This is a genomic window from Streptomyces sp. NPDC049627 (genome assembly GCF_044465645.1).
GTDB lineage: Bacteria > Actinomycetota > Actinomycetes > Streptomycetales > Streptomycetaceae > Streptomyces.
On sequence record NZ_JBITLW010000017.1, the window covers coordinates 240,401 to 265,442 of the forward strand.

General features: G+C 71.8%; 21 protein-coding genes and 1 pseudogene. 7 read left to right on the forward strand and 15 right to left on the reverse strand.

The window, feature by feature from the left end; genetic code table 11:
* Positions 1–43 precede the first annotated feature (43 nt).
* From ACIBU0_RS38275 to infC, 9 genes and pseudogenes are all read right to left on the reverse strand, one after another.
* Positions 44–1,384 (reverse strand): transcriptional regulator, encoded by a 1,341-nt coding sequence (locus ACIBU0_RS38275; protein ID WP_398827949.1) that lies wholly within the window; start codon positions 1,382–1,384, stop codon positions 44–46.
* A 277-nt stretch (positions 1,385–1,661) separates the two neighbouring features.
* Entirely contained in the window at positions 1,662–2,738 is a 1,077-nt protein-coding gene (locus ACIBU0_RS38280; RefSeq protein ID WP_398827951.1) for a PP2C family protein-serine/threonine phosphatase, read from the reverse strand.
* Between the two features lie 252 nt (positions 2,739–2,990).
* The gene (gene pheT, locus ACIBU0_RS38285; RefSeq protein ID WP_398827953.1) at positions 2,991–5,504 is read right to left on the reverse strand and encodes a phenylalanine--tRNA ligase subunit beta; all 2,514 of its coding nucleotides are present in this window, start codon (positions 5,502–5,504) and stop codon (positions 2,991–2,993) included.
* Positions 5,504–6,625 carry a phenylalanine--tRNA ligase subunit alpha gene (gene pheS, locus ACIBU0_RS38290; RefSeq protein ID WP_398827955.1) on the reverse strand — a complete coding sequence of 374 codons (1,122 nt, stop codon included), beginning with the start codon at positions 6,623–6,625 and terminating at the stop codon, positions 5,504–5,506. Before pheS ends, pheT begins: the two co-directional genes overlap by 1 nt.
* Before the next feature lie 146 nt (positions 6,626–6,771).
* A complete protein-coding gene (locus ACIBU0_RS38295; RefSeq protein WP_398827957.1) occupies positions 6,772–7,920 on the reverse strand; it encodes an ATP-binding protein in 1,149 nt (382 codons plus the stop codon).
* Between the two features lie 53 nt (positions 7,921–7,973).
* Entirely contained in the window at positions 7,974–8,822 is an 849-nt protein-coding gene (locus ACIBU0_RS38300; RefSeq protein WP_398827959.1) for a TrmH family RNA methyltransferase, read from the reverse strand.
* Positions 8,823–8,926: 104 nt separating this feature from the next.
* The gene (rplT, locus tag ACIBU0_RS38305) at positions 8,927–9,310 is read right to left on the reverse strand and encodes a 50S ribosomal protein L20 (protein ID WP_004002577.1); all 384 of its coding nucleotides are present in this window, start codon (positions 9,308–9,310) and stop codon (positions 8,927–8,929) included.
* A gap of 100 nt (positions 9,311–9,410) precedes the next feature.
* Positions 9,411–9,605: a 50S ribosomal protein L35 gene (rpmI, locus tag ACIBU0_RS38310; RefSeq protein ID WP_004933563.1), complete on the reverse strand. Its 195-nt coding sequence runs from the start codon at positions 9,603–9,605 to the stop codon at positions 9,411–9,413.
* A 111-nt stretch (positions 9,606–9,716) separates the two neighbouring features.
* Positions 9,717–10,395: pseudogene (gene infC, locus ACIBU0_RS38315) on the reverse strand (translation initiation factor IF-3).
* Positions 10,396–10,745: 350 nt separating this feature from the next.
* Here infC and ACIBU0_RS38320 point away from each other — a divergent pair.
* On the forward strand, positions 10,746–11,111 hold the full coding sequence (locus tag ACIBU0_RS38320) for a DUF1844 domain-containing protein (protein WP_398827961.1): 366 nt from the start codon (positions 10,746–10,748) through the stop codon (positions 11,109–11,111).
* Positions 11,112–11,120: 9 nt separating this feature from the next.
* On the opposite strand, the gene ACIBU0_RS38325 is transcribed toward ACIBU0_RS38320, so the two are convergent.
* Complete coding sequence (locus ACIBU0_RS38325) at positions 11,121–11,852, reverse strand: SseB family protein (protein ID WP_398827963.1); 732 nt, start codon at positions 11,850–11,852, stop codon at positions 11,121–11,123.
* 150 nt (positions 11,853–12,002) lie between these two features.
* Here ACIBU0_RS38325 and ACIBU0_RS38330 point away from each other — a divergent pair, with 150 nt between their 5' ends.
* Together ACIBU0_RS38330 and ACIBU0_RS38335 are read left to right on the forward strand one after the other, a co-directional pair.
* Positions 12,003–13,043: a serine hydrolase gene (locus ACIBU0_RS38330; RefSeq protein ID WP_398827965.1), complete on the forward strand. Its 1,041-nt coding sequence runs from the start codon at positions 12,003–12,005 to the stop codon at positions 13,041–13,043.
* Positions 13,044–13,052: 9 nt separating this feature from the next.
* The gene (locus ACIBU0_RS38335; RefSeq protein WP_398827967.1) at positions 13,053–13,649 is read left to right on the forward strand and encodes an HD domain-containing protein; all 597 of its coding nucleotides are present in this window, start codon (positions 13,053–13,055) and stop codon (positions 13,647–13,649) included.
* On the opposite strand, the gene mycP is transcribed toward ACIBU0_RS38335, so the two are convergent.
* The gene (gene mycP / locus ACIBU0_RS38340; RefSeq protein WP_398827969.1) at positions 13,646–14,815 is read right to left on the reverse strand and encodes a type VII secretion-associated serine protease mycosin; all 1,170 of its coding nucleotides are present in this window, start codon (positions 14,813–14,815) and stop codon (positions 13,646–13,648) included. The two genes, ACIBU0_RS38335 and mycP, sit on opposite strands and share 4 nt — an antisense overlap.
* Positions 14,812–16,332, reverse strand: coding sequence for a hypothetical protein (locus tag ACIBU0_RS38345; RefSeq protein WP_398827971.1), 1,521 nt, complete (start codon positions 16,330–16,332; stop codon positions 14,812–14,814). The genes mycP and ACIBU0_RS38345 overlap by 4 nt, the downstream gene beginning before the upstream one ends.
* A gap of 513 nt (positions 16,333–16,845) precedes the next feature.
* Here ACIBU0_RS38345 and ACIBU0_RS38350 point away from each other — a divergent pair.
* Positions 16,846–18,048, forward strand: coding sequence for an amino acid deaminase/aldolase (locus tag ACIBU0_RS38350; RefSeq protein WP_398827973.1), 1,203 nt, complete (start codon positions 16,846–16,848; stop codon positions 18,046–18,048).
* Between the two features lie 58 nt (positions 18,049–18,106).
* On the opposite strand, the gene ACIBU0_RS38355 is transcribed toward ACIBU0_RS38350, so the two are convergent.
* The 3 genes from ACIBU0_RS38355 to ACIBU0_RS38365 are packed head-to-tail and all read right to left on the reverse strand — an operon-like array spanning position 18,107 to position 21,665.
* Positions 18,107–18,916, reverse strand: a complete 810-nt coding sequence (locus ACIBU0_RS38355; RefSeq protein ID WP_398827975.1) for a 3-oxoacyl-ACP reductase — start codon at positions 18,914–18,916, stop codon at positions 18,107–18,109.
* On the reverse strand, positions 18,913–20,286 hold the full coding sequence (locus ACIBU0_RS38360) for an aldehyde dehydrogenase family protein (RefSeq protein WP_398827977.1): 1,374 nt from the start codon (positions 20,284–20,286) through the stop codon (positions 18,913–18,915). Before ACIBU0_RS38360 ends, ACIBU0_RS38355 begins: the two co-directional genes overlap by 4 nt.
* Before the next feature lie 8 nt (positions 20,287–20,294).
* Positions 20,295–21,665 carry a glutamine synthetase family protein gene (locus tag ACIBU0_RS38365; RefSeq protein ID WP_398827979.1) on the reverse strand — a complete coding sequence of 457 codons (1,371 nt, stop codon included), beginning with the start codon at positions 21,663–21,665 and terminating at the stop codon, positions 20,295–20,297.
* An 85-nt stretch (positions 21,666–21,750) separates the two neighbouring features.
* On the opposite strand from ACIBU0_RS38365, the gene ACIBU0_RS38370 reads away from it, so the two are divergent.
* The 3 genes from ACIBU0_RS38370 to ACIBU0_RS38380 all read left to right on the forward strand — a co-directional run bounded on the left by ACIBU0_RS38370 (position 21,751) and on the right by ACIBU0_RS38380 (position 24,827).
* Positions 21,751–22,497, forward strand: coding sequence for a FadR/GntR family transcriptional regulator (locus ACIBU0_RS38370; protein WP_398827981.1), 747 nt, complete (start codon positions 21,751–21,753; stop codon positions 22,495–22,497).
* Between the two features lie 172 nt (positions 22,498–22,669).
* Complete coding sequence (gene eat / locus ACIBU0_RS38375) at positions 22,670–24,115, forward strand: ethanolamine permease (RefSeq protein WP_398827983.1); 1,446 nt, start codon at positions 22,670–22,672, stop codon at positions 24,113–24,115.
* Between the two features lie 40 nt (positions 24,116–24,155).
* The gene (locus tag ACIBU0_RS38380) at positions 24,156–24,827 is read left to right on the forward strand and encodes a gamma-glutamyl-gamma-aminobutyrate hydrolase family protein (protein WP_398828001.1); all 672 of its coding nucleotides are present in this window, start codon (positions 24,156–24,158) and stop codon (positions 24,825–24,827) included.
* Positions 24,828–25,042 lie beyond the last annotated feature (215 nt).

Below are 25,042 nucleotides of genomic sequence, written 5' to 3' on the forward strand. Positions count from 1 at the left end.
GGACTACGAGGTGTCGGTGTACGAGTACCGGCCTGAACCCGGCCTATAGCGGTACGCGCAGCGCTCCGTCGATGAGTTCGGCGGCCTCGGCCGTGCCCGCGCAGCCGCTGCGCACCAGATGCTCGCGGACCCCCCGGAGTCTGTCGCGCAGGCGCTGGGACTCCATGCCCCGCGCCTGCTCGGCCATCTGCACCGCCGTGGCCACCGCCTTGTCGGCGTTGCCCTGACGCAGCTCGATCGTGCTGAGCATGGCCAGCCGGTGCACCCGGCCCCGGTCGTGGGCGGGATTGCCGACGGCGGCCGCGGCGTGCTCCCCCGCGGCCGCCAGCTCCCCGAGACTCAGCAGCGCCTCCGCCACCTGGACGTTGACGAGTCCGGGCTGGACATAGCCCGTTTCGTCGGGTTCGTATCCGCGGTGGATGCGTTCGGCGGCCTGCTCGGCACGCCGGATGCAGGACAGGGCGCTCGTGCCGTCGCCGAGGTGGGCGTACGCCTTCGCCTGCATCGCGTACAGGTCGGAGGCGAGCGCCGGGGTGATGTGCTTGCCGGCGGCCCGCAGCGCTGCCTCCGCGAACGCGACGGCCTGCCGGAACTCCCGCATGAACAGCGACTGGTTGACCAGCAGCGCGATCACATAGGCGCCGAGCCCCCGGTCGCCGCTGGCCTTCGCGAGCCGCAGGGCCTGGTGGAAGTAGCGCTGGGCGAGCCCGTGCGCGTCGGAGTCGTACGCGCAGATACCGGCGACGGCCACCAACCCGCCCGTGGCACGGTGGAGTTGGCGGCCGGTGGCGTCGGTGTAGCTGCCGCGCAGCAGCGGGGCGGCCTCGGCGTTCAGGAAGCCGACGATCCGGGTGCGGGTCGCTATGCCGCCCGCCTTCCGGTACATCTGCTCGTAGTGGGTGCGCGCGGCCCGCAGCATCTCGAGGTCGGCAGGGGTGACCCGGTGCCGGCCCCCGCGCGAGACGTCCACGTCCTCGGGCGGGTTCTCCCACTCCCACACGGGCATGACGGCGGGCGTGCCGGTGACCGCGGGTGCGCCCAGGATGTGCGGCCGCTGCTGCTCGTCGGAGCGCCACAGCGCGGTGGCCCGCTCCACGAAGCCGGACAGCGAGGTGGCGTGCGCGGTGGACGGTTCGCCGGGCACGCCGAGGCCGATGTCGTCGAGTGTGACGGTACGGTGCAGGCGGGCGGCGAGTACCTCACAGATCAGGTCGGGCACCTGGCCGCGCGGCCGCTGGCCCTTCAACCACCGGGCGACGGCGGTGTGTTCGTATCTCAGCGCGAGCCCGCGCGCCCGCCCCGCCTGGTTCACGTGCGCTGCCAGCCCCGCGTGCGAGATCCCGGCCTCGTCCAGGATCGCGTCGAGCAGAGTGTTGGGCTGCATGGGTGCCCCCCGGGTGGCTCGGTGCCGACAGAGTAGTGCGAACCGCTTCACACGGGGTGTGAACGGAGTGCCCGAATCCGCAGCGTGCGCGCGCTGTTGCGGAGAGTTTCCGGCCGGTTGACTGAAATGCCTCGCAAGAGGCCGGCCGGGCCGCCGGCTCCCCCTCGAACAGTGCGGCGGCCCGCATCCGCGCCGTCCGCCCAGCTGCCTGCCCGACACTCCGTGGCTGGGCGGATGGCCTGCCGGCGGCTTGGCCGTACGACTGATCGCCGTTGTGTCAAAGGTGGTTTGTCGGCTGCGGGTCGTGTGTGGCTGGTCGCGCAGTTCCCCGCGCCCCTGAAGGTTGGCTGCACTTGAGCCTGGTTCGATCGTTCCGTAGGACCAGTAGCGCTATGTCGTCTGCCTGCTTTCCTCTCGTGTGGCGCATCAGCGCCGTGAAGAGGGTGCGCAGGATTGCCTGCGGAGTGATCGGCTCGTTTCGTACGGCGCCGATGAGCGCCGCCTGTAGGGGAAAGAACCGGCCTCTGGCGTCTCTCGCGTCCTCGACGCCGTCCGTGTACAGGACCAGGGAGTCGCCGGGGAGCAGGGAGCCGCAGGGCAGCGGGTCCAGTTCGGTCGGGAGGGGGAACGGGCCGAGGGGCGGGAGTGGGTCGGCTCGGGCGAGGGGGGCGACGACGGTGCCGCTCAGCAGGTAGGGCCAGGGATGGCCGCAGTTGAGGGCCGTGATCTCGCCGTCCGGGTCGATCTCCAGCAACAGGACGGTGACGAACTCCTCGGCGACCGGGCTGTCCGGTTCCAGGCCGGAGGCGGGGTGCTCCTCGCGCGCCCGTTCGCGCAGGTGGCGGGCGAGGGCACGGTCCAGTCTGCGCAGCACCCGGTCCAGGTCGGGTTCGTCGTGGACGGCCTCGCGGAAGCTGCCGAGAACCGCGGCGACGGTGCCGATGGCGGCGATGCCGTGGCCGCGGACGTCGCCGATGACCGCCCGTACGCCGTGCTCGGTGGCGATGACCTCGTACAGGTCGCCGCCGACACAGGCGCTGCGGTCCGCGGAGAGCTGGGCGGCGGCGACGTTCAGCCCGTCGATGCGCGCGGGCAGCGGCCGCAGCAGCGCACTCTGCGCGGCACCGGCGACCTTGCGGACCTGCCGGAGCTCACGCAGCAGGGCCTGCCGCACGTGCAGAATCAGACCGGTTCCCACGGCGAAGAAGACGGCGCCGGTGACGAGCCGTGCGCCGAGGCTGTCCTGCCGGGCGAGCGGGCAGACCAGTTTGTATGTGATCGCCATCGCGCCCCAGGCGATGGGCAACGCCATCGCCTGCACCTTCCGGGGAAGCCGAGCCTTGATGCGGAACATGCCGATGGCCCCCCAATAGGCCCTGACAACGCAGAATCGGACCGACCTCGAAAGGCCGGTCCGATTCTGTCGAGAGATGCCCCGGAAGTACCGGATCACCCAGAGAAGTCACCCTATTGAGTGAGGTGACTAGAACGCGCCCCGATAGGGGGTGTGGGGGCGTGCCCCCACAAGGGGCGCGGGGAACTGCGCGACCAGCCACGAATGACCCGCAGCCGCCGAACAACCGCAGTCCCCCACCCCTCAGGCGCACTACCCCCGAAGAACCGCTCCCGTCCGCTCGCCCGCGAGGGCCACCGCAGCGTCCCGAGCCGCCGAGGCTTCATCGACGGTCAGCGTCCGGTCACCCGCACGGAACCGCAGCGCATACGCCAGCGACTTCTTGCCATCACCCAGCTGCTCGTCATTGACGTACACGTCGAACAGCCGGATCGCCTCGAGGAGTTCACCGGCCCCCTCGCGCAGCGCGGCCTCGACCTCCGCGGCCGGCACCGGCTTGTCCACCACGAGGGCGACATCCTGGGTGGCCACGGGGAACGTGGAGATGCTCGGCGCCTGAGGCGTACCGTCGCCGACCTGCTCCAGTGCGTCCAGGTCCAGCTCCATCGCGCAGGTGCGCGCAGGCAGACCCAGCGCCTTGAGCACCCTCGGGTGCAGCTCACCGGCGTGCCCGACGACCCGCTCGGCGCCGTCCACGGTGATGGCCAGCGCAGCGCACCGGCCCGGGTGCCACGGCCCGTACTGCCCGGCCCGCACGGCCAGCTCGGCCCCGGCCTCACGGGCCACGAGCCGCGCCGCCTCGATCGCGTCGGCGTAGTCGGCAGGACGGCCCTTGCCCCACCAGCCTGCCTGCTCACGGGCACCGGCGAGAACGACCGCGACGTGCCGCGGCTGCTCGGGGAGTACGGCGTTCAGGGCCGCGATCTCCTCGTCGGTGGGACGCCGGTCGACGGGCAGGTGCCCGGCAGCGCCCTGCTGCTCACGCGGCTGGAAGACCAGGCCCGTCTCGAACAGCGCCAGATCGTGCGAACCGCGCCCGTCGTTGCGCCGCAGCGCACCGAGCAGACCCGGCAGCAGCGACGTGCGCAGCGCGGGCTCCTCGTCGTTGAGCGGGTTGACCAGCTTGACGACGCGGCGGGCCGGATCGTCGGCGGCCAGGCCGAGCTGGTCGAAGACCTGCTCGCTGACGAAGGGGTAGTTCGGCGCCTCGACGTACCCGGCACCGGCCAGCGCGCGGCCGACCCGGCGGTGCAGTCGCTGGCGGTGGGTCAGGCCACGGCCGGACGGCGGCTTGGGCAGCGTGGAGGGCAGGTTCTCGTAGCCCTCCAGGCGGATGACCTCTTCGGCCAGGTCGTTCGGCTCCAGCAGGTCGGGCCGCCAGGACGGCACGGTGACGATCAGCTCGTCCTGCCCGTACACGTCGCAGCCGATCTCCTGCAGCCGCCGTACGACGATCTCCCGGCCGTACACGACGCCCGCGACCTTGTCCGGGTGGTCGGCCGGGGTGGTGATGGTGTGCGGCCCGGACGGTGTGGCGACCTCGGTGACACCCGCCTCCGCCGTGCCGCCCGCCAGCAGCACCAGCAGGTCCACCGTCCGCTGGGCGGCCGCCGCGGCGGCCGCCGGGTCGACGCCGCGCTCGAAGCGGCGGGACGCCTCCGAGGACAGCTTGTGACGGCGGGCGGTGCGGGCGATGGCGACCTGGTCGAAGTGGGCGGCCTCGATCACGACGTCGGTGGTGGCGTTCTCGAGGTCGTCGTGGTCGGCGATCTCCGTGTTGGCGCCGCCCATGACACCCGCGAGGCCGATCGGGCCGCGCTCGTCGGTGATGACGAGGTCCTCGGCGTGCAGCTTGCGCTCGACACCGTCGAGGGTGACGAGCTTCTCGCCCTCCTCGGCCCTGCGTACACCGATGGTGCCCTGGACCAGATTGCGGTCGTAGGCGTGCAGGGGCTGGCCGAGCTCCATCATCACGTAGTTGGTGACGTCGACGGCGAGCGAGATCGGGCGCATGCCGACCTTCTGCAGGCGGCGCTGCAGCCAGATCGGGGAGCGGGCCTCGGGGCTCAGGCCGGTCACCGTGCGGGCGGTGAAGCGGTCGCAGCCGATCGGGTCCGAGACCTGGACCGGGTAGCCGAAGGCGTTCGGGCCGGGGACGTCGAGCAGCGCCGGGTCGCGCAGCGGCAGGCCGTACGCGATGGCGGTCTCGCGGGCGACGCCGCGGATGGACAGGCAGTCGCCGCGGTTGGCGGTGACGGCGATGTCCAGGACCTCGTCGACCAGCTCCAGCAGCTCGATGGCGTCCTTGCCGACCTCGGTCTCCGGCGGCAGCACGATGATGCCGTGGGTGCCGTCGTCGCCCATGCCCAGCTCGCCGGTGGAGCAGATCATGCCGTGCGAGACACGGCCGTAGGTCTTGCGCGCGGCGATCTCGAAGCCGCCGGGCAGCACGGCGCCCGGGAGGACCACGACGACCTTGTCGCCGACCTGGAAGTTGCGGGCGCCGCAGATGAGTTCCTGGGGCTCGCCGGTGCCGTTGGCGGTGCCGACGTCGACGGTGCAGAAGCGGATCGGCTTCTTGAACTCCGTCAGCTCCTCGATCGTCAGCACCTGCCCGACGACGAGCGGGCCCTTGAGGTCGGCGCCGAGCTGCTCGACGGTCTCGACCTCCAGACCTGCGGAAATGAGCTTGGCCTGGACGTCACGGCCGGTCTCCGTCGCCGGCAGGTCGACGTACTCCCGCAGCCAAGAAAGCGGGACCCGCATCAGATCTCCATCCCGAACGGCCGGGTGAACCGGACGTCACCCTCGACCATGTCTCGCATGTCTTCGACGTTGTGGCGGAACATCAGCATCCGCTCGATGCCGAACCCGAAGGCGAAGCCGCTGTACTTCTCCGGGTCCACGCCGCAGGCGGTGAGCACCCGCGGGTTGACCATGCCGCAGCCGCCGAGCTCGATCCAGCCCTCGGAGGAGCAGGTACGGCAGGGGCGGTCGGGGTTGCCGACGGACTCGCCGCGGCAGACGTAGCACACCATGTCCATCTCGGCGGACGGCTCGGTGAACGGGAAGAAGTTCGGCCGCAGCCGGGTCTTCATGCCCTCGCCGAACAGGGACTGGACCATGTGGTCCAGGGTGCCCTTGAGGTCGGCCATGGTGAGGCCCTCGTCCACGGCGAGCAGCTCGACCTGGTGGAAGACCGGGGTGTGCGTGGCGTCCAGCTCGTCGGTGCGGTACACGCGGCCGGGGCAGATCACGTACACCGGCAGCTCGCGGTCGAGCAGGGAGCGGATCTGCACGGGCGAGGTGTGGGTGCGCAGCACGACGCCGGAGTCACCGGAGCCGTCCGGGCCCTCGACGAAGAAGGTGTCCGCCTCACCGCGGGCCGGGTGGTCCGGGCCGATGTTGAGCGCGTCGAAGTTGAACCACTCGGCCTCGACCTGCGGGCCCTCGGCGACCTCGTAGCCCATGGCCACGAAGACGTCCTCGATGCGCTCGGAGAGCGTGGTGAGCGGGTGGCGGGCGCCGGCCGGTACGCGGTCGTACGGCAGCGTGACGTCCACGGCCTCCTCGACCAGCACCCGCTGGTCGCGCTCGGCCTCCAGTTCGGCCTGGCGGGCGGCGAGGCCCTTGTTGACGGCGCCGCGGGCCTGGCCGACGAGCTTTCCGGCGGCTGCCTTGGCGTGCGGGGGCAGGGCGCCGATCTCGCGGTTGGCGAGGGCCAGCGGGGAGGTGCCGCCGGTGTGGGCGACCTTGGCCTCCTGGAGCGCGTCGAGGGAGTCCGCGGCGGCGAAGGCGGCGAGCGCCTCGTCCCGCATGCGCTCGATCTCTTCTGGTTTCAGTGCCTCGACCTCGACAGGGTCGTACGACTTATTCGGTGCCGACATCTCTTCCCGTGCTTCCGATTGGCTGGCGGATGGCCCCGTACCGACTCGTGGACATCTCGTCACGGTTATTGGGACACAAAGGTGCCAAAGGCCGAGTCTAACGGGGTTGAGGTAAGCGAATGCGCCCGTGGGGGCCGGTCCGGTTCTCAGGTGAGATACGCCGGTGCCGCCACGGGCAAGGTAAATCGGAACTGGGCGCCGCCGCCGGGGGCGCGGCCGACCTCGATGGCGCCGCCGTGCGCCTCGACGATGCCCTTGACGATGTAGAGCCCGAGGCCCGTGCCGCCGCGCTTGCTGCCCCGCCAGAAGCGGGTGAAGACGCGGTTCATGGACTCCTCCGGGATGCCGGGCCCCTCGTCGCTCACCGTGATCGACGTGGCTGTGTTCTCGCCGTCTTCGCCTTCACGCGGGGACGCCGTGGCCGTGATGTCAATGGTGACCGTTCCGTCGCCGTGCCGCACGGCATTTTCGAGGAGGTTGCTGAGCACCTGGTCGATCTTGTCGGGGTCGGCCCACAGGGCGGGCAGCGGTTGCTCGATGCGCAGCAGGAACCGGTCGGCGGGCTGCCCTGCGGCGACGTACGCCTGGATGTGCCGCCCCACGGCCGCGCCGATGTCGACGGGCTGGCGGCGCACCTCCAGCCTCCCGCTGTCGATCCGCGAGATGTCGAGCAGCTCGGCGATGAGCCGGGTGACGCGGTCGGCGTCGGCGTCGACGGTCTCCAGCATCAGCCGCTTCTGGTCGTCGGTGAACCTCGCCCACTTGGCGAGGAGCGTGGCGGTGAAGCCCTTGACGGAGGTGAGCGGCGAGCGCAGCTCATGGGCGACGGTCGCGATCAGCTCGGCGTGCGAGCGCTCGGTGCGGCGTCGGGCCTCGGTGTCCCGGAGCGAGACGACGACACGGCACACGGGCCCGGTGGGCTCGCTGCGGACATACCGCACGGTGACGAGCACCTCGCGCCCGCCGGGCAGGAGCAGGTTGCGCTCGGGCTGCCGTCGGCGAATGGCGAGGCCGCCGTACGGGTCGGTCAGCTGCCACCAGCGCCGCCCCTCCAGGTCCTCTAACGGCAGGGCCTTCTCCAGCCGCTGCCCGAGGGCGTCGGCGGCGGCGACGGCGGTGATGCGCTCGGCGGCGGCGTTGAAGCAGATGACGTGCCCGTGCTCGTCGGCGACGACGAGGCCGTCGGGCAGGTCGTCGGGATCGATTCCGAGCTCCGCGGACTCACCCGGCGCCCGGGACGCGGACGGCCGCCGCACCTCCGGTGCCCCCGGTGCGCTGCTCGTGCCGACACTCATCCCCGTACCCCACCTCTCACGACGGCTGAGGGGCCCCCGAGCTGGTCACCCTACTAGCTGTGGGTGACGGAACGGCACCCACCGGAGGCGCGCTGTGCACGGGCCGACGCGTAGAGACATACGGCGGCGGCGGTGGCGAGGTTCAGGCTCTCGGCCTTTCCGTGGATCGGCACGCGCACGACGGCATCGGCCAGCGCGCGGGTTTCCTCCGGGAGCCCCCAGGCCTCGTTGCCGAACACCCAGGCGGTCGGCCCGCCCATGGTGCCCTTGTCGAGCTCGTCGTCGAGATCGTCCGTCCCCGCACCGTCGGCGGCGAGAATCCGCACACCGGCGTCCTGCAAGCCCGCCACGGCCCGTTCCACGGGCACTCCGACGGCGACGGGCAGGTGGAACAGGGATCCGACCGAGGCCCGCACGGCCTTGGGGTTGTAGAGATCGACGGAGGCATCGGTCAGGACGACCGCCTCGGCCCCGGCGGCGTCGGCGCACCGCAGGACGGTGCCGGCGTTCCCGGGGTCCCGCACATGCGCCAGTACGGCGACGAGCTTGGGCCGGGCGGCGAGGATCTCCTCGAAGGGGGTGTCGATGAACCGGCAGACTCCGACGAGCCCCTGCGGGGTGACGGTGGTCGAGATGTCGGCGATGACCTGCTCGGAGGCCAGGTGGATCCGGGCTCCGGCGCCCCGGGCCTCACCGATGATGTCGGCGTACCGCTCCGCGGCCTCCACCGTGGCGAACAGCTCGACCAGCGTGTCCCCGTACGCCGCCGCCTCCCGCACGGCCTGCGGCCCCTCCGCGAGAAACAGCCGCTCCTTGCCCCGGAAGTTCCGCTTGGCGAGCCGCCGGGCGGCGGAGACGCGGGGGGAACGGGCGGAGATCAGCTCGGGGCTGGCGGGGGCCATGGGGTTCACCTTGGAGTTCTGAAGTTCACGGACACAGCAGGACCCGCAGACCTCCTCGGCCTGCGGGTCCCTTCAGTCACGTCGGCTCACGCCGAGCGCAGCGGTCAGGCCGCCTTGGGGGCGTTGACGTCGCTCGGCAGGGCCTTCTGCGCAACCTCGACCAGCGCGGCGAACGCGCCTGCGTCGTTGACGGCCAGCTCGGCCAGGATCTTGCGGTCGACCTCGACGTTCGCGGCCTTCAGACCCTGGATGAAGCGGTTGTACGTGATGCCGTTGGCGCGGGCAGCGGCGTTGATGCGCTGGATCCACAGCTGGCGGAAGTCACCCTTGCGCTTCTTGCGGTCGTTGTAGTTGTAGACCAGCGAGTGGGTGACCTGCTCCTTGGCCTTGCGGTACAGGCGCGAACGCTGACCGCGGTAGCCGGAGGCCTGCTCGAGGATCGCCCGGCGCTTCTTGTGGGCGTTGACTGCCCGCTTGACGCGTGCCACTTGTTAACTCCTTGTAGCGGGGCCGTGGTTGGACTCACACGGCCCGGAATCGATTGGGTCCCGGTCCTGACGTACGGCGCTCAAGCAAGCGCCGCGTACGTCACTTGCCGAGAAGCTTCTTGATCTTCGCGGCGTCGCCCGGGGCCATCTCGGCGTTGCCGGTCAGGCGACGCGTCACGCGGGACGACTTGTGCTCGAGCAGGTGGCGCTTGCCGGCGCGCTCACGGAGCACCTTGCCGGAGCCGGTGACCTTGAAGCGCTTGCTGGCACCGCTGTGCGACTTGTTCTTCGGCATAGCGCCGTTCTCTCCTCGTCGGTGGCGCTCCGGTGCCCGGTCGCGAAAACCGGGCACGATGGAGCGTCGCTCTTGTTTCGGTTACGTCCTGGGGACTCGCGTCCCCCGGGATCACGCCTCGGCGGAAGCCTCGGCAGGGGCCTCGGCGTTCACAGCGTCCGCGTCCGCGGCGTTCTGCGAGCGGCCGGGGTTGGCCTTCGCTTCGGCCTTGCGGGCCTCCTGCGCCTGGCGGGCCTCGGCCATCGCCTCGGTCTTCTTCTTGTGCGGACCGAGAACCATGATCATGTTCCGGCCGTCCTGCTTCGGGTTCGACTCGACGAAACCGAGGTCCTGGACGTCCTCCGCGAGACGCTGCAGCAGCCGGTAGCCCAGCTCGGGCCGGGACTGCTCGCGACCACGGAACATGATCGTGATCTTGACCTTGTCGCCCTGCTTGAGGAACCGGACGACGTGACCCTTCTTGGTGTCATAGTCGTGCGGGTCGATCTTCGGCCGGAGCTTCATCTCCTTGATGACCGTGTGCGCCTGGTTCTTGCGCGCCTCACGGGCCTTCATGGCCGACTCGTACTTGAACTTCCCGTAGTCCATGAGCTTGCACACGGGCGGACGGGCGTTCGCCGCGACCTCGACCAGGTCCAGGTCGTACTCCTGCGCAAGCTCCAGTGCCTTGGCCAGCGGGACGATGCCCACCTGCTCGCCACTGGGACCGACAAGTCGCACCTCGGGAACGCGAATCCGGTCGTTGATGCGGGGCTCGGCGCTGATGGATCCTCCTCGGTTAGCACCACACGGCGGTCTGGCGGACAGCCGCGTATGTCTTCTTTCGTAAGACCTAACCGCGCCGAAGCACAAAAAATGCCCCGGACGATCACAGGCGGGGCTCCAGAACACTACCGGAGCACCGCCGCGATGATCGCGGGGCGCGATTTCGGGCGACTCCATCGTCCGTACGGAACGATGGGGGCGCCTGACCGGATGACCCGCCGTCCCGGAGGACGGTCAGGTGGGAAGTCGGAGCCTCCACTTGTGGGCCGATCGCTGAGACATCACTCTCAGGGCGTCCGGCCGGTCGTTACACAAGGTTAGCAGCTCCCCGGGGGCGGTGCGAATCCTCGTCCACCGGGGCCTATCGTGTGAGGCATGAGTGACACCCCTGCTGAGTCCGCCGAGGCTCCCGACTTCGACGAGATGGCCCGCGACATCGCCGAGGTCCCCGCCGTCGAGGTGATCGTGACGGTCGCCGTCAACCTGATGAGCGCCGCCGCCGTGAAGCTCGGTCTGACGGAGGAGGGTGACAAGTACAAGGACCTGGACGAGGCCCGCAAGCTGGTGCACGCCCTCGCCGGTCTGCTGGACGCGAGCGCGACCGAGATCAGCTCGTTCCACGCGGCCCCGCTGCGCGACGGCCTGAAGTCGCTGCAGCTGGCCTTCCGCGAGGCGTCGATCGTCCCGGACGAGCCGGGCCAGGGGCCGGGCGAGAAGTACACCGGTCCGGTCTACGGCTGACCGGCTGATCTATTCCTTCACGTACAGGGGCTCGCCCGGAGGCGTCACCCCGGCCGGCAGCACTGCCAGGTCGAGGCCGCGCACCAGGCGGGCCCTCAGTGTCTCGTCCGCCGCGAGGCGCCCGGCGACCGCGTGGGCGGCCCGGGCGGGTACGGCGGACTCGTCCAGGACGAGGGCGAGGGTGCCGTCGGCCTGCCCGGGCCCGAGGTGGGCGCGCAGGACGGCGGGTTCGGCGGCGACGGCATCGCGTACGGCCGCCACGACGGCCGGGTCGGTGAGCGGGTCGGTCGTCGTACGGCCCTCGGCGAGCGCGAGCAGGGCCTGCCCCGTCAGCTCGTACGGCACCGGCCCGGCCATGTCCAGCACGATCGTGTCCGCCTTCTCGTGCGCCGCGGCCTGCAGGGCCTGGTGCAGGGGTACGGCGACGGGGCGGGCCGCCGGGTCCCAGCGGGCGAGTGCGTCGGTGGACGTGAAGGCGGGCAGGGCGGTGCGATCGCCGGCCTTCAGGGTCGGTACGGCCATGTCGCTGGTCTTCTCGCGGCGCAGCCCGTTCTCGTCCTCCTCGACCTCGCCGAGCACGGCCACGACGGGGACGAGCAGCCGGGCGTTCCTGAGCGCCTCCAGGACGGGCGCCTCGGCGGTGCGGTCCTCGGCCCAGGCGGTGAGCGCGGCACTCAGGCGGGGGTCGGCGGAGCCGTCGTCGTCGGAGAAGGGAGAGTCGGGAATGTTCTTGTTCGCCACGGTCACCGACCCTATCGGGGGGATGCTGCTGCGCTTGTGCGGGCCCGGAAACCTGGCCGTGACGCGGTTCACAGGAATCTCAGATTTCCCTGACCCACATCTAACGTCCGTCTAACGGCACACACAGTCGCCGCCACCACGATCGCGGGCATGGAGTCTTCCCGAGCCCGTCGCAGCCGCCGCGCTCGCCCGTCCGGACACCGTCCCCTGCTGTACGGCGCCCTCGCCGCCGCCACGGTCCTCGGCGGTACGGCCGCGGGGACCGTGTACGTGAAGGCGCAGGCGCACTCCGGTGGGAGGGCCGTATCGTCGGCCGCGTCGCCGGCGGCCTCACCCTCGTCATCGTCATCGTCATCGGCATCGGCATCGGACTCGGTCCCGGCGCGTGAGGAGGTTGCGGTGGATTCTGTGGCGCAGCCGATGGTGGACCGCGACGAGCTGCTGGCGGCGGCCATGGAGTCGGTGGACGTCCCGGACGGTGCCGAGGTGTCGGTGGCGGTGCTGGACCTGGAGTCCGGTGACAGCGCCTCGTACGGGGACGGCGGCTTCGACACGGCGAGCATCGTGAAGGTCGACATCCTGGCGGCCCTGCTGTTGCGGGCGCAGGACGAGGGGCGGCAGCTGACGGCGGCGGAGAAGTCGTACGCGAGCGCGATGATCGAGAACAGCGACAACGCCTCCGCGTCCGAGCTGTGGCGGGCGATCGGGAAGGCGGAGGGCCTCGATGCCGCGAACGAGCGCTTCGGGCTCACTCGGACCGAGGGCGGCGACGGGATGCTGTGGGGGCTGACGCAGACCACGGCCGCCGATCAACTCAGGCTGCTGCGGCAGGTGTTCGGGCAGGACTCGGAGCTGAGCGAGGCTTCGCGGACGTATCTGCGCGGGCTGATGGGAAAGATCGCCGTGGGGCAGCAGTGGGGTGTGTCCGCTGCGGCCGACGGTTCCGCGTGGGCGCTGAAGAACGGCTGGCTGCCGCGTACGGCGACCGGGCTGTGGGACATCAACAGCATCGGGCGGGTGACGGTGGACGGCCACGACTTTCTGGTCGCCGCGCTGTCGAACGGCAACGCGACCCAGGCGCAGGGGATTTCACTGGTCGAGGCGGTGGCGGTGACGGCGGTTACGGTGTTCGCCGGGGAGGGGGCAACCGCGTCCGCTTCCGCATCGGGATCGGCCACGGCACCGTCGTAACCTGATCCGATGCCACCGTCGGATCTCCTGTCCCGAGCACTGTACGACCCCGTTGATCCACCACTGCGGCCGCTACCGGCACGTGTGGCGGACCTTCTTCGCTCCCTCGACGCGCCGCCGCGGCTGGCTGCCCATCTGCGCGCTGTCCACGATGTGGCGGTTCAGCTGGTCGCATGGGTGGAGCAGCGCTGTCCGGAGCTCGACGTGGACCGCGAGGCCGTCCTCTTCGGGGCGGCGACGCATGACATCGGCAAGACGGTGCACATCGCCGAGTTGTCCGGGCCCGGCTCCGCTCACGAAGAGGCAGGGCGGGAGCTGCTGCTGGCTCACGGGTTCGGGCCTCGGCTGGCCCGCTTCGCCGGCACTCACGGCGCGTGGGCGGGTCCCGCGGTGACCTTCGAGGACCTGCTGGTGAGCACGGCCGACAAGGTCTGGAAGAACAAGCGCGTCCCGGAACTCGAAGACCTTGTCATCTCACGGCTGGCGCAGGCGACGGGCGGACAGCACTGGGAGGAGTACCTCGCCCTGGACGAGTTCCTGGGCCACATGGGCGACGGGGCCGACCACCGACTGGCCTTCCAGGCGTCCTTCCCCGTGCACGCCTAGAAGTCGTGGCGTCCGCGGCGGCCGCGCAGGACCACGACCGCCGAGATCAGCAGGACGCCGCCGACACCGCCCGCGAGCCAGGCCGGCCAACTCGTCGCGTCGTCCTCCGACTCGGCCGCGTCGGGACCCGGGCCGAAGTACCGCTCGCCGTACGCCGCCGCCCGCAGGTCCTTCGGCTTGATGGTGGCGGCCTTCTTGATGGCGGCCGCCGGGTCGATGAAGCCGTAGCCGCGGGAGTCGTCGCGGCCGTCGGAGGGGGCGTCGCGGGCCGTGTCCTCCAGGAGCTTCTTGATCTGGGCCGGGGTCAGGCCGGAGTGGGCGCCCTTGATCAGGGCCACCGCTCCGGAGACGAAGGCGGCCGCGGCGCTGGTGCCCCAGCCCTCGTAGTACTTGTGGTCGGGGTCGGCGATGACGACGTCGACGCCGGGGGCGCTGACCGTGGCGTACCAGCGGCGGGTGGAGAAGGAGGCGCGGGTGCCGTAGCGGTCGACGGCGGTGGCGGCGATGACGCCCGGGTAGGCGGCCGGGTAGGAGATGTGGTCGCCCTTGTCGCCGCCGTTGCCTGCGGAGGCGACGACGACGACCCCCTTCTTCAGGGCGTACTGCACGGCCTCGTCCTCACCCGCCTCGGGGTGGGCGGACTTGGAGTCGTCGCCGAGGGAGAGGTTGATGACGTCGGCGCCGTGGTCCGCGGCCCACCGGATGCCTTCGGCGAGGGCGTTGCCGCGGGTGCTGCGGGCCTTGGCGCGGGCGGGGTCGCCGTCCTCGAGGATGACGCGCACGGGAAGGATCTTGGCCTCGGGGGCGATGCCCATGACCCCGTCGCCGCCCCCGGCGCCGTGTCCGTGGCCCGCGATGATGCCGGCCATCGCGGTGCCGTGCCGGGCCCAGGCGCGGTCGCCGCGCTCGGCTCCGAAGCCGACCATGTCCTTGCCCTCGAGGACGTTGCCGGCCAGGTCGGGGTGGTCGGCCTCGACGCCGGTGTCCAGGACGGCGACGGTGATGCCCCTGCCCTTGGTGGTCTGCCAGGCCGCCTGGGTGTGCATGGCGTCCAGGGCCCACTGGCGGGCGCGTATCGAGTCGGCGTGCGCGAGGGTGGGCGGCAGGAGGGCGAGGGTCGCGCCGAGGAGAAGGGCGAGGGGGCCGGTTCGCCGGGTCACGATCATGACGACTGCTCCGTGGCCGGTCCGACGTTCTTGCGCAGGGCGCGTTCGACCCGGTCGGCGAGGCCCTGTGCCTCGTGGCCGAGGCCGGCCTGGGCGAGGTCCGTGGTGGTGCCGGGCTGCATGGCCTCCTCGGCGGGCTCGGGCTCGTCGACGGTACGGTCGTCGGCCCAGCCGGAGACGGCGTAGACGACGACGGGGGCGTCGGTGAGGACGGAGACGGTCCAGGAGGCCCGCTGCTCGTCGCCGAACCCGGCCGCCAGGGTGCCCTTGGCGGCGTAGGGGCGGGGCATGAGGTCGGTGCGGCGGTCCAGGCCCTCCTTGTCGAACCGGCTGTCGAGCGAGCGCATGGCGGCCGCGTCGGCCTTGGTGAAGAGCAGGCCGACGGTGGTGACGTAGCTCTGGGTGGCGTCGATGTACGTGGCGCGCAGAAGGCGCTCGCAGCCGACGGGCGCGAGGGCCTTGCGCAGCAGCGGGTCGAAGGCGTCCGCGCAACCGGTGTCCCGGGCGACGGCGACCCGTGTCCAGGTGCGGTCGGCACCGCCTGGTCCGGCGCCCTTCCCGATCACCGTGGGCGGGAACAGCCGGTCGACGGGGACGCTGTGCCACAGGGTCCCGGCCGCGGCGAAGGTGTCCTGCGCACCGCCGTCGCCCGGCTCCCCGACCAGCCAGCTCCCGGTCACGGCCCCGCCGATGAGGCCGAGTCCGAGCACTACACAGGCGGCGGCCACCGCGATCCGGGGCCGGATCCGCACCCCGAGGGGACGCGGGCGCGCCTGCTCGTCGTACCCCTCGGGCTCGCCGAACGACACGACGGGCCGCCCGGCGCCCGGCGTCGCGCCGGGGGCCATGGGGGCGCTCCAGGACTGGGAGGGGTCCGGGGCGAACGAGGGGGAGCCGTGGCCGTTCGTGGAGTGCCCCGGGTGCGCCGATGAGTGGGCGGGCCCGGCGGGTGCGGCAGCCGCATACCCGCTGCCCGCCGACCCGTGTCCGGCCGACGGCTCCCGCGCGGGAGGGAGCGGCATCGATGCGCCGGGCCGCGCGGGCGGCGGGACGGAACCGGAGCGGCGCGCGGACTCGGCGGGTGCGGAGCCCGCGCGGGCGCCCGGCTTCGGCGGCACACCGGCGGCGCCTCGCGCGGAGGACTGGCGATTGCCGGGCTCGGACGAGGGGTCCGCGGCGATCGGCCGGAGCCGGAAGGTGGTCTCCGCGGCCGTCTCGGCGGGCGCGCCCGTACGGCGTGACGGCGAGGGCCGCTCGGCCGGGCGGGCCGGTATGTCGCCCGAAGGGGCCTGCCCGGCACCGTCCTGGCGCAACGATCCGCCGGGCTCCGTACGCCCGGCCGTCGGCGGCGCGTCCGGGAAGCGCGCCGAGGCTCGGGGCGGGGGCGGGGACGTGGGGGCGGCGTCTGCGGGGGCCGGGACGCGCAGGTCGGGGGTGTGAGGCGACGTACCGGAGGCACCGGACGTGCCGGAGGTGCCGGACGTGGGGCGACCGGAGCCGGTCGCGGCTTCCGGCATCGGACCCGGCCCGCGACGTCCCGACCCTTCCGGCACCGATCCCTCCGTTCGTGAACGCTCGCCGGTCCCCCGCGGGGCCTGCGCACCCGGGCCGTCCGTCTGCTCGGCTTGCGTGTCGCCGGCCGTCGGCGGGGCCGCGGGTCTCGGCGGGGTCGTCGGGCGGGGCGGGGCGGCGGGCGGCGGAGGCGTGGTGGGGCGCGGGGGAATGGGGGCGCGGCGCGCTTCCGTGCTCATGCACCCCCCGTTTCCTCATGTCCGGGCCCGATCTCCTGTGCGGGCCGTCTTTCCGTGTGCCGTCTGCCCTGCCCGGCACGGACTCGTCCGACCAGGCACGCATACCCGCACGGGTGGCGCGTCATCCCGGACGGTCGACCGGCCTTGGGCGTTCCACACGTGCGTGCGCGTCACTCTACGGGTTGATCCTGGGCGAACGGGAACCAGTCCACGACCCCGTGCACATCTGCCCGGAACATCCCCCTACCCTGCGGTAATCCAGCGTGGCAGGCTTCGTTCATGACTGCGCGCGCCGCCGACCGGGCCCGTTACGACCGGGCCACCGCCCATCTCGACGCCCCTCTCGCGATCGTGGACCTGAACGCCTTCGACGCCAACGCGGACGACATGCTCCGCCGCGCCGGCGGAAAGCCGATCCGCGTCGCCAGCAAGTCCGTACGCTGCCGGGCCCTGCTGGAGCGGGTGCTCGCGAAGGACGGGTTCGCGGGGATCATGTCCTTCACGCTGGCCGAGTCCCTGTGGCTGGCGCGCTCCGGGTTCGACGACATCCTGCTCGCCTATCCGTCCGCCGACCGCGCCGGATTCGCCGAGCTGACCGGTGATCCCAAGCTCGCCTCCGCCGTCACGGTGATGATCGACGACCCGGCGCAGCTCCGGTTCATCGACGACGCCCGGGACGGGGGCCGGGAAGTGGTGCGGGTCTGCCTGGAGTTGGACACCTCGCTGAAGCTGCTGGGCGGGCGGGTGCGTGTCGGCGCCCGGCGTTCGCCGCTGTACTCCCCCGCCCAGGTCGCCGACATGGCCCGTGTCGTCGCCCGGCGGCCGGGGTTCGAGGTCGTCGGGATCATGGCGTACGAGGGGCACATCGCCGGCGTCGGGGACGCGGTGGCGGGGCGGCCGCTGCGGTCGCGTGCCGTACGGCTGATGCAGGCCACCGCACGCCGGGAGCTCGCCGAGCGGCGGGGCGAGGTGGTGCGGGCCGTGCGGGCCGTCGTGCCGGGGCTCGAGTTCGTCAACGGCGGCGGGACCGGCAGTGTGCAGCACACCGCCGCCGAGGACTGTGTCACCGAGATCGGGGCCGGGTCGGGGCTGTACGTCCCGCGGCTGTTCGACCACTACACGTCCTTCAGCGGGCGTCCGGCCGCACTGTTCGCCCAGCCCGTCGTGCGCCGGCCGGGGGTCGGGGTGGTGACCGTCCTCGGGGGCGGGTATCCGGCGTCGGGCGCGGCGGGTCGGGACCGGCTGCCGGTGCCGTATCTGCCGGAGGGGCTGCGGTACGACCCCCAGGAGGGGGCCGGCGAGGTGCAGACTCCGCTGCTCGGCTCGCCCGCCGACGATCTGCTGATCGGCGACAAGGTGTGGTTCCGGCACGCCAAGGCCGGTGAGCTGTGCGAGCGGTTCGACGCGCTGCACCTCGTCGAGGGCGAGTCGGTGACGGCGACGGTGCCGACGTATCGCGGCGAGGGCCGTACGTTCCTGTGACGCGGGGCGAGCGACGACTGGGCTGAGCACCTCAAGACGGGTGCTCAGCCCGGGGGACCTACAGGGGTGTGACGTACGCCCCCGAGATTCCGCCGTCGACCAGGAAGTCGGTGGCGTTCACGAAGGAGGAGTCGTCGCTGGCCAGGAAGGCGACGGCGGCGGCGATCTCCTCGGCCTCGGCGAAGCGGCCGACCGGGATGTGGACGAGGCGGCGGGCGGCGCGCTCGGGGTCCTTGGCGAACAGCTCCTGCAGGAGCGGGGTGTTGACCGGTCCGGGGCACAGGGCGTTGACCCGGATGCCGTCGCGGGCGAACTGCACGCCCAGTTCGCGGGACATGGCGAGGACGCCGCCCTTGGAGGCGGTGTACGAGATCTGGGACGTGGCGGCGCCCATCCTCGCCACGAAGGACGCCGTGTTGATGATGGAGCCCTTGCCCTGCTGCCGCATGTAGGGGATGGCGGCCTTGCAGCACAGGTAGACGGAGGTGAGGTTGACCTCCTGGACGCGCTTCCAGGCCTCCAGGCCGGTCTCCAGGATGGAGTCGTCGTCGGGCGGGGAGATGCCGGCGTTGTTGAAGGCGATGTCGACGCTGCCGTAGGTGTCGTACGCGGTCTTGAACAGCGCCTCCACCTGCTCGGGGTCGGTGACGTCGACCTTCACGAAGATCCCGCCGACCTCCTCGGCGGCGGCCTTGCCGCGCTGCTCGTCCACGTCGCCGCAGACGACGTGGGCGCCCTCGGAGGCGAGGCGGCGGGCGGTGGCGAGGCCGATGCCGCTGCCGGCGCCGGTGACGACGGCCGTGCGGCCGACCAGTCGGCGGCAGATGTTTTCCTCGGCCGATGAGCTCGATGAGGTCGCTGAGGTCACTGTGCGGGGCCTTCCGTGCTGATGAAGACGTTCTTGGTTTCGGTGAAGGCGGTCAGGGCGTCCGGGCCCAGTTCGCGGCCGATGCCGGACTGCTTGAAGCCGCCGAAGGGGGTCCAGTAGCGGACGCTGGAGTGGGAGTTGACGGACAGGTTTCCGGCCCGGACCGCCTGGGAGACGCGCAGGGCGCGGCCGACGTCACGGGTCCAGATGGAGCCGGAGAGGCCGTAGTCGGTGGCGTTGGCGAGGGCGACGGCCTCCGCCTCGTCCTCGAAGGGGAGCACGACGGCCACGGGTCCGAAGACCTCCTCGACGGCCACGCGCGCGTGCGGGTCGACGCCGGTGAGGACGGTGGGCGGGAACCAGAAGCCGGGGCCTTCGGGGGCCTTGCCGCGGATGCCGTCGGCGCCGGGGTCGACGTAGGAACGCACCCGCTCCAGCTGGACCTTGGAGATCAGCGGGCCCATGTCGGTCTTCTCGTCGGCCGGGTCGCCGACCGTCACCGCCTCGATGGCGGGGCTCAGCAGCTCCAGGAAGCGGTCGTGGGCGGAGCGCTGGACGAGGATGCGGGTGCGGGCGCAGCAGTCCTGGCCGGAGTTGTCGAGGAAGGACATGGGGGCGGCGGCCGCGGCTGCTTCGAGGTCGGCGTCGGCGAAGACGATGTTGGGGCTCTTGCCGCCGAGTTCGAGGGTGACGCGCTTGAGGAGCGCCGAGCCCTTCGCCAACACCTGTTTGCCGACGGCCGTTGACCCGGTGAAGACGATCTTCGCGACGCCCGGGTGCTCGACGAGGGCGTTGCCCGCGACCGGTCCTTGGCCGGGCAGGACCTGGAAGAGGCCCTCCGGAAGCCCTGCCTCCAGGGCGAGTTCGGCCAGGCGGAGGGCGGTCAGCGGGGTCGTCTCGGCGGGCTTGAGGAGGACCGCGTTCCCGGCCGCGAGCGCCGGGGCCGTCCCCCAGGCGGCAATCGGCATCGGGAAGTTCCAGGGGGCGATCACGCCCACGACGCCGAGCGGTTCGAGGATCGTCACGTCCAGGCCGCCGGGGACGGGGATCTGGCGACCGGTCAGCCGCTCCACTCCCCCGGCCGCGTAGTCGAGCAGGTCGCGGACGTTGCCCGCCTCCCAGCGGGCGTTGCCGATGGTGTGTCCGGCCTCGCGGACCTCCAACTGGGCGAGCTCTTCGAGGTGTTCGTCGACTCGGACCGCGAACCGGCGCAGCAGCCGGGCGCGTTCGCCGGGCGCTAGGGCCGCCCACCGGATCTGGGCCCGCGTCGCGCGGACGACCGCCGCGTCCACGTCGGCCGCGGTGGCGGAGGGGACGGTGGCGACGACCTCTTCGGTGGCCGGATCGAGTACCTGGAGCTGGTCGGACAAGAAGGGCCTCACATGCGTTCGAAGGAGCGGCGCAGCTCCCAGTCGGTCACCGCGGCGTCGAAGGCGTCCAGCTCGACGCGCGCCATGTTGCGGTAGTGGGCGACGACCTCGTCACCGAAGGCGGCCTTGGCGATCGGGCTGTTCTCCCAGAGGTCGGCGGCCTCGCGCAGGGTCGTGGGGACGTGCTCGAAGTCGGCGGCGTAGGCGTTGCCGGGGCAGGGCTCGGGCAGCTCCAGCTTCTGCTCGATGCCGTAGAGGCCGGCCGCGACCAGTCCGGCGACGGCGAGGTGCGGGTTGACGTCGCCGCCGGGGAGCCGGTTCTCGAAGCGCATCGAGCGGCCGTGGCCGACGACGCGCAGGGCGCAGGTGCGGTTGTCGTGGCCCCAGGCGACGGCGGTCGGGGCGAAGGAGCCCGGCTGGAACCGCTTGTAGGAGTTGATGTTGGGGGCGTAGAGGAGGGAGAAGTCACGCAGGGCGGCCAGCTGGCCGGCGAGGAAGTGCCGCATGACGTCCGACATGCCGCCGGGGTCTTCGGAAGAGCCCGCCATGACGTTGTTGCCGGCGGCGTCCGCGAGGGAGAGGTGGATGTGGCAGGAGTTGCCCTCGCGCTCGTTGTACTTGGCCATGAAGGTGATCGAGACGCCCTCCTGGGCGGCGATCTCCTTGGCGCCGGTCTTGTAGACGGCGTGCTGGTCGCAGGTGACGAGGGCCTCGTCGTACTTGAAGGCGATCTCGTGCTGGCCGGGGTTGCACTCGCCCTTGGCGGACTCGACGGTGAGCCCGGCGCCCGCCATGTCGTTGCGGATGCGGCGCAGCAGGGGCTCGATGCGGCCGGTCCCCAGCACCGAGTAGTCGATGTTGTACTGGTTGGCCGGGGTGAGGCCCCGGTAGTTGGCGTCCCAGGCCTGCTCGTAGGTGTCCTTGAAGACGATGAATTCGAGCTCCGTGCCCACGTTGGCCGTGTACCCGAGCTCGGCCAGGCGCTCCAGCTGGCGGCGCAGGATCTGGCGGGGCGCGGCGACCACGGGCGAGCCGTCGTTCCAGGCGAGGTCGGCGATCAGCATAGCCGTACCGGCGTTCCACGGGACGCGGCGGAGCGTGGCCAGGTCGGGGTGCATGGCGAAGTCGCCGTAGCCGCGGTCCCAGGAGGACATGGCGTAGCCGTCGACGGTGTTCATCTCGGTGTCCACGGCGAGCAGGTAGTTGCAGCCCTCGGTGCCGTGGTGGAGGACCTCGTCGAGGAAGAAGCGGGCGGCGAACCGCTTGCCCTGGAGTCGCCCTTGCATATCGGGGAAGGCCAGGACGACAGTGTCGATCTCACCGCCGGCGACGAGGGCGTGCAGCTCCTCGACGCTCAGCGGGGGTGTGCGGTCTGCCACGGGAGAGCCTCCTTGGGCCACTTCGGTCAGCCGGGAGCCATAAGGTATTGCCCAGGACCATTGATTGGGAAGGGGGTCCGGCCACATGTCGCAGGCGGGCACGGAGCACGGGGTACCCGGGGCCGGCGACCGGCTGACGTCGGTGCTGCGTCCGGTACGGGCCGGCAACGGCTTCGAGGAAGCCCTGGAGCAGATCCTCCAGGTCGTCCGGCTGGGCCTGGTGCCGGGCGGCGGACGGCTGCCGGCGGAGCGGGAGCTGGCCGACCGGCTGGGCATCAGCCGGGTGACGCTGCGCGAGGTGCTGAAGGTGCTCCAGGACCAGGGCCTGGTGGAGTCGCGGCGCGGACGCTACGGCGGCACCTTCGTGCTGCCGCGCCCCGCGACGCCGGGCGAGGAGGAACTGCGCCGCCGCCTGAAGGGCGTCGACGTGGAGGACACGCTGCGCTTCCGTGAGGTACTGGAGGTGGGCGCGGCCGGGCTGTGTGCGGCGCACGGGCTGGACGAGGAGCAGGCCGACCGGCTCCGCGAGGCCCTGTCACGCACGCACGACGCCCCGCTGGCCGAGTACCGGCGCCTGGACACGCTGCTGCACCTCACGCTCGCCGAGCTGTCCGGCTCCCCCACGCTCACCGCCCAGTACGCGGCCGTCCGCGCGACCGTCAACGACCTGCTCGACTGCATCCCGCTCCTCGTCCGCAACCTGGAGCACTCCCAGCGCCAGCACACCGCGCTGGTCGAGGCCGTGATCGAGGGCAACGCCGAGTGCGCACGGGAGATCATGCGCGAGCACTGCGGGGGTACGGCGGCACTGCTGCGGGGCTTCCTGGGCTGAGCCGCGCCGCTTTTGCGCGCCGACCGAGGATTTACGGGCGATTAACGCAGGGGTATTGCCATCCCCCGGACGACACCGCAAAGGTATGGATCCATTCCATTGAACCGGAGCCCGGTCGACCCCACCGTGCCCGGAACACTTCCGTGCCCGCCGCTCCGTGGGGAGTCTGCCCATGTCCCTGGAATCCACCCGCACCCCCGCCGCCGAGGAGGCGGACGACTATCTGGAGCGCAGGACACTGCGCCGCGGCAGCGCCGGCTGGGTGCTGCTGACCGGTCTCGGCGTCGCCTACGTCGTCTCCGGCGACTACTCGGGCTGGAACTTCGGCCTGGCAGAAGGCGGCTTCGGCGGCCTCGCGATCGCCATGGTGCTCATGGGCGCGATGTACGCCTGTATGGTCTTCGCCCTCGCCGAGCTGTCCTCGATCCTGCCGACGGCGGGCGGCGGCTACGGCTTCGCCCGCCGGGCGCTCGGGCCGTGGGGCGGCTTCCTGACCGGTACGGCGATCCTCATCGAGTACGTCCTCGCGCCCGCCGCCATCGTCATCTTCATCGGCGACTACGTCGAGTCGCTGGGCCTGTTCGGCCTGGAGTCCGGCTGGCCGATGTACCTGGTCTGCTTCGCGATCTTCCTCGGCATCCACCTCTGGGGCGTGGGCGAGGCGCTGCGCTTCAGCTTCGTCGTCACCGGCATCGCCGTGGCGGCGCTGATCGTGTTCGCGCTGGCGGCGCTGCCGGACTTCTCGTTGGGGTCCCTGGACGACATCCCGGTCGACTCGTCCGCCGCGGGCTCCAGCTCCTGGCTGCCGTTCGGTCTGCTCGGCATCTGGGCGGCGTTCCCCTTCGGGATGTGGTTCTTCCTGGGCGTCGAGGGGGTGCCGCTGGCGGCGGAGGAGACGAAGGAGCCGGCCCGTACGCTGCCGAAGGCGATCCGCTGGTCGATGGGCATCCTGGTCGTGCTGGCGGTGGTCACCTTCTTCGCGGCGGCGGGTGCGCGCGGTTCGGCCGCGGTCCAGGAGGCGGGCAACCCGCTGGTGGAGGCACTCCAGCCGGACGGCAAGGCGACGACGCTGAGCCGGATCGTGAACTATGCGGGTCTGGCGGGCCTGGTGGCGTCGTTCTTCTCCCTGATCTACGCGGGCTCGCGCCAGCTGTTCGCGCTCTCCCGCGCGGGCTACCTGCCCCGCTTCCTCTCCCTCACCAGCCGCCGCAAGGCGCCGTATCCGGGCCTGCTCGTGCCCGGCACGATCGGCTTCCTGCTGGCGGCGGTGTCGGGCGACGGCGCCCGCATGCTGAACATCGCCGTCTTCGGCGCCACCATCTCCTACGCGCTGATGTCCCTCTCCCACATCGTGCTGCGCCGCCGCGAGCCGGAGCTGCCGCGCCCGTATCGCACGCCGGGCGGAGTGCTGACCTCTTCGGTCGCCCTGGTGCTGGCCTGTGCGGCGCTGGTGGCCACGTTCCTGGTGGATGTGACGGCGGCGTTGATCGCGCTCGCGGTGTACGTCGTGGCCATCGGGTACTTCGGGCTGTACAGCCGTAAGCGTCTGGTGGCGCGGGCGCCGGAGGAGGAGTTCGCGGCGCTGGCGGCGGCCGAGGCAGAGTTGGCACGGGACTGAGGCAAGGATCGAGCGTGAGGGAGTTGCTGTGGCCAGGCCGTTGATCGGTGTCAGCACCTATCTGGAGTCCGGTGCGCGCTGGGGCGTGTGGGAGCTGGAAGCGGCGCTGCTGCCGGCCGGTTATCCGCGGCTGGTGCAGCGGGCCGGCGGCCTCGCCGCGATGCTTCCGCCGGACGATCCGGCGTACGCGGCCGCGGCCGTGGCCCGGCTGGACGGGCTGGTGATCGCGGGCGGTCCGGACGTGGAGCCCGTACGGTACGGCTCCGAGCCGCACCCCCGCACCGGGCCGCCGGCGCGGGAGCGGGACGCCTGGGAGCTGGCCCTGATCGACGCGGCCCTCGCAGCGGGGGTCCCGCTGCTGGGGATCTGCCGTGGGATGCAGCTGCTGAACGTCGCCCTCGGCGGCACCCTCGTGCAGCACATCGACGGGCACGCGGAGGTCGTGGGCGTCTTCGCCAGCCACTCCGTCAAGCCGGTGCCGGGCAGTCTGTACGGCGGGGTCGTGCCGGAGGAGACGTCGGTGCCGACGTATCACCACCAGGCGGTGGATCGGCTGGGTGAGGGGCTCGTGGCGTCGGCGTACGCGGAGGACGGGACGGTGGAGGCGATCGAACTCCCCTCCGCGTCCTGGGTGTTGGGCGTGCAGTGGCATCCGGAGATGGGTGAGGATGTGCGGGTCATGCGGGCGTTGGTCCGTGCGGCGGGTGGCTGACGGGGGATTTCGCCCCCGCCGCCCCTACCCGTCCCATCCCCAGGGGCTCCGCCCCTTCGACCCCGCCAGGGGGCTCCGCCCCCTGGACCCCCCGCTCCTCAAACGCCGGAGGGGCTGACATACCCAGCCCGTCCGGCGTTTGAGGACGAGGCCCCTTCAGGGCCGAAGCGGGGGTCTGGGGGCGCAGCCCCCAGGGACGGGACGGGTAGGGGCGG

Excerpts from the sequence above, each read along its gene's own strand:
- ACIBU0_RS38275 (WP_398827949.1), bottom strand. The coding sequence starts at position 1,384 with ATGCAGCCCAACACTCTGCTCGACGCGATCCTGGACGAGGCCGGGATC.
- ACIBU0_RS38280 (WP_398827951.1), bottom strand. The coding sequence starts at position 2,738 with ATGTTCCGCATCAAGGCTCGGCTTCCCCGGAAGGTGCAGGCGATGGCG.
- pheT (WP_398827953.1), bottom strand. The coding sequence starts at position 5,504 with ATGCGGGTCCCGCTTTCTTGGCTGCGGGAGTACGTCGACCTGCCGGCG.
- pheS (WP_398827955.1), bottom strand. The coding sequence starts at position 6,625 with ATGTCGGCACCGAATAAGTCGTACGACCCTGTCGAGGTCGAGGCACTG.
- ACIBU0_RS38295 (WP_398827957.1), bottom strand. The coding sequence starts at position 7,920 with ATGAGTGTCGGCACGAGCAGCGCACCGGGGGCACCGGAGGTGCGGCGG.
- ACIBU0_RS38300 (WP_398827959.1), bottom strand. The coding sequence starts at position 8,822 with ATGGCCCCCGCCAGCCCCGAGCTGATCTCCGCCCGTTCCCCCCGCGTC.
- rpmI (WP_004933563.1), bottom strand. The coding sequence starts at position 9,605 with ATGCCGAAGAACAAGTCGCACAGCGGTGCCAGCAAGCGCTTCAAGGTC.
- ACIBU0_RS38320 (WP_398827961.1), top strand. The coding sequence starts at position 10,746 with ATGAGTGACACCCCTGCTGAGTCCGCCGAGGCTCCCGACTTCGACGAG.
- ACIBU0_RS38330 (WP_398827965.1), top strand. The coding sequence starts at position 12,003 with ATGGAGTCTTCCCGAGCCCGTCGCAGCCGCCGCGCTCGCCCGTCCGGA.
- ACIBU0_RS38335 (WP_398827967.1), top strand. The coding sequence starts at position 13,053 with ATGCCACCGTCGGATCTCCTGTCCCGAGCACTGTACGACCCCGTTGAT.
- mycP (WP_398827969.1), bottom strand. The coding sequence starts at position 14,815 with ATGATCGTGACCCGGCGAACCGGCCCCCTCGCCCTTCTCCTCGGCGCG.
- ACIBU0_RS38345 (WP_398827971.1), bottom strand. The coding sequence starts at position 16,332 with ATGCCGGAAGCCGCGACCGGCTCCGGTCGCCCCACGTCCGGCACCTCC.
- ACIBU0_RS38350 (WP_398827973.1), top strand. The coding sequence starts at position 16,846 with ATGACTGCGCGCGCCGCCGACCGGGCCCGTTACGACCGGGCCACCGCC.
- ACIBU0_RS38370 (WP_398827981.1), top strand. The coding sequence starts at position 21,751 with ATGTCGCAGGCGGGCACGGAGCACGGGGTACCCGGGGCCGGCGACCGG.
- eat (WP_398827983.1), top strand. The coding sequence starts at position 22,670 with ATGTCCCTGGAATCCACCCGCACCCCCGCCGCCGAGGAGGCGGACGAC.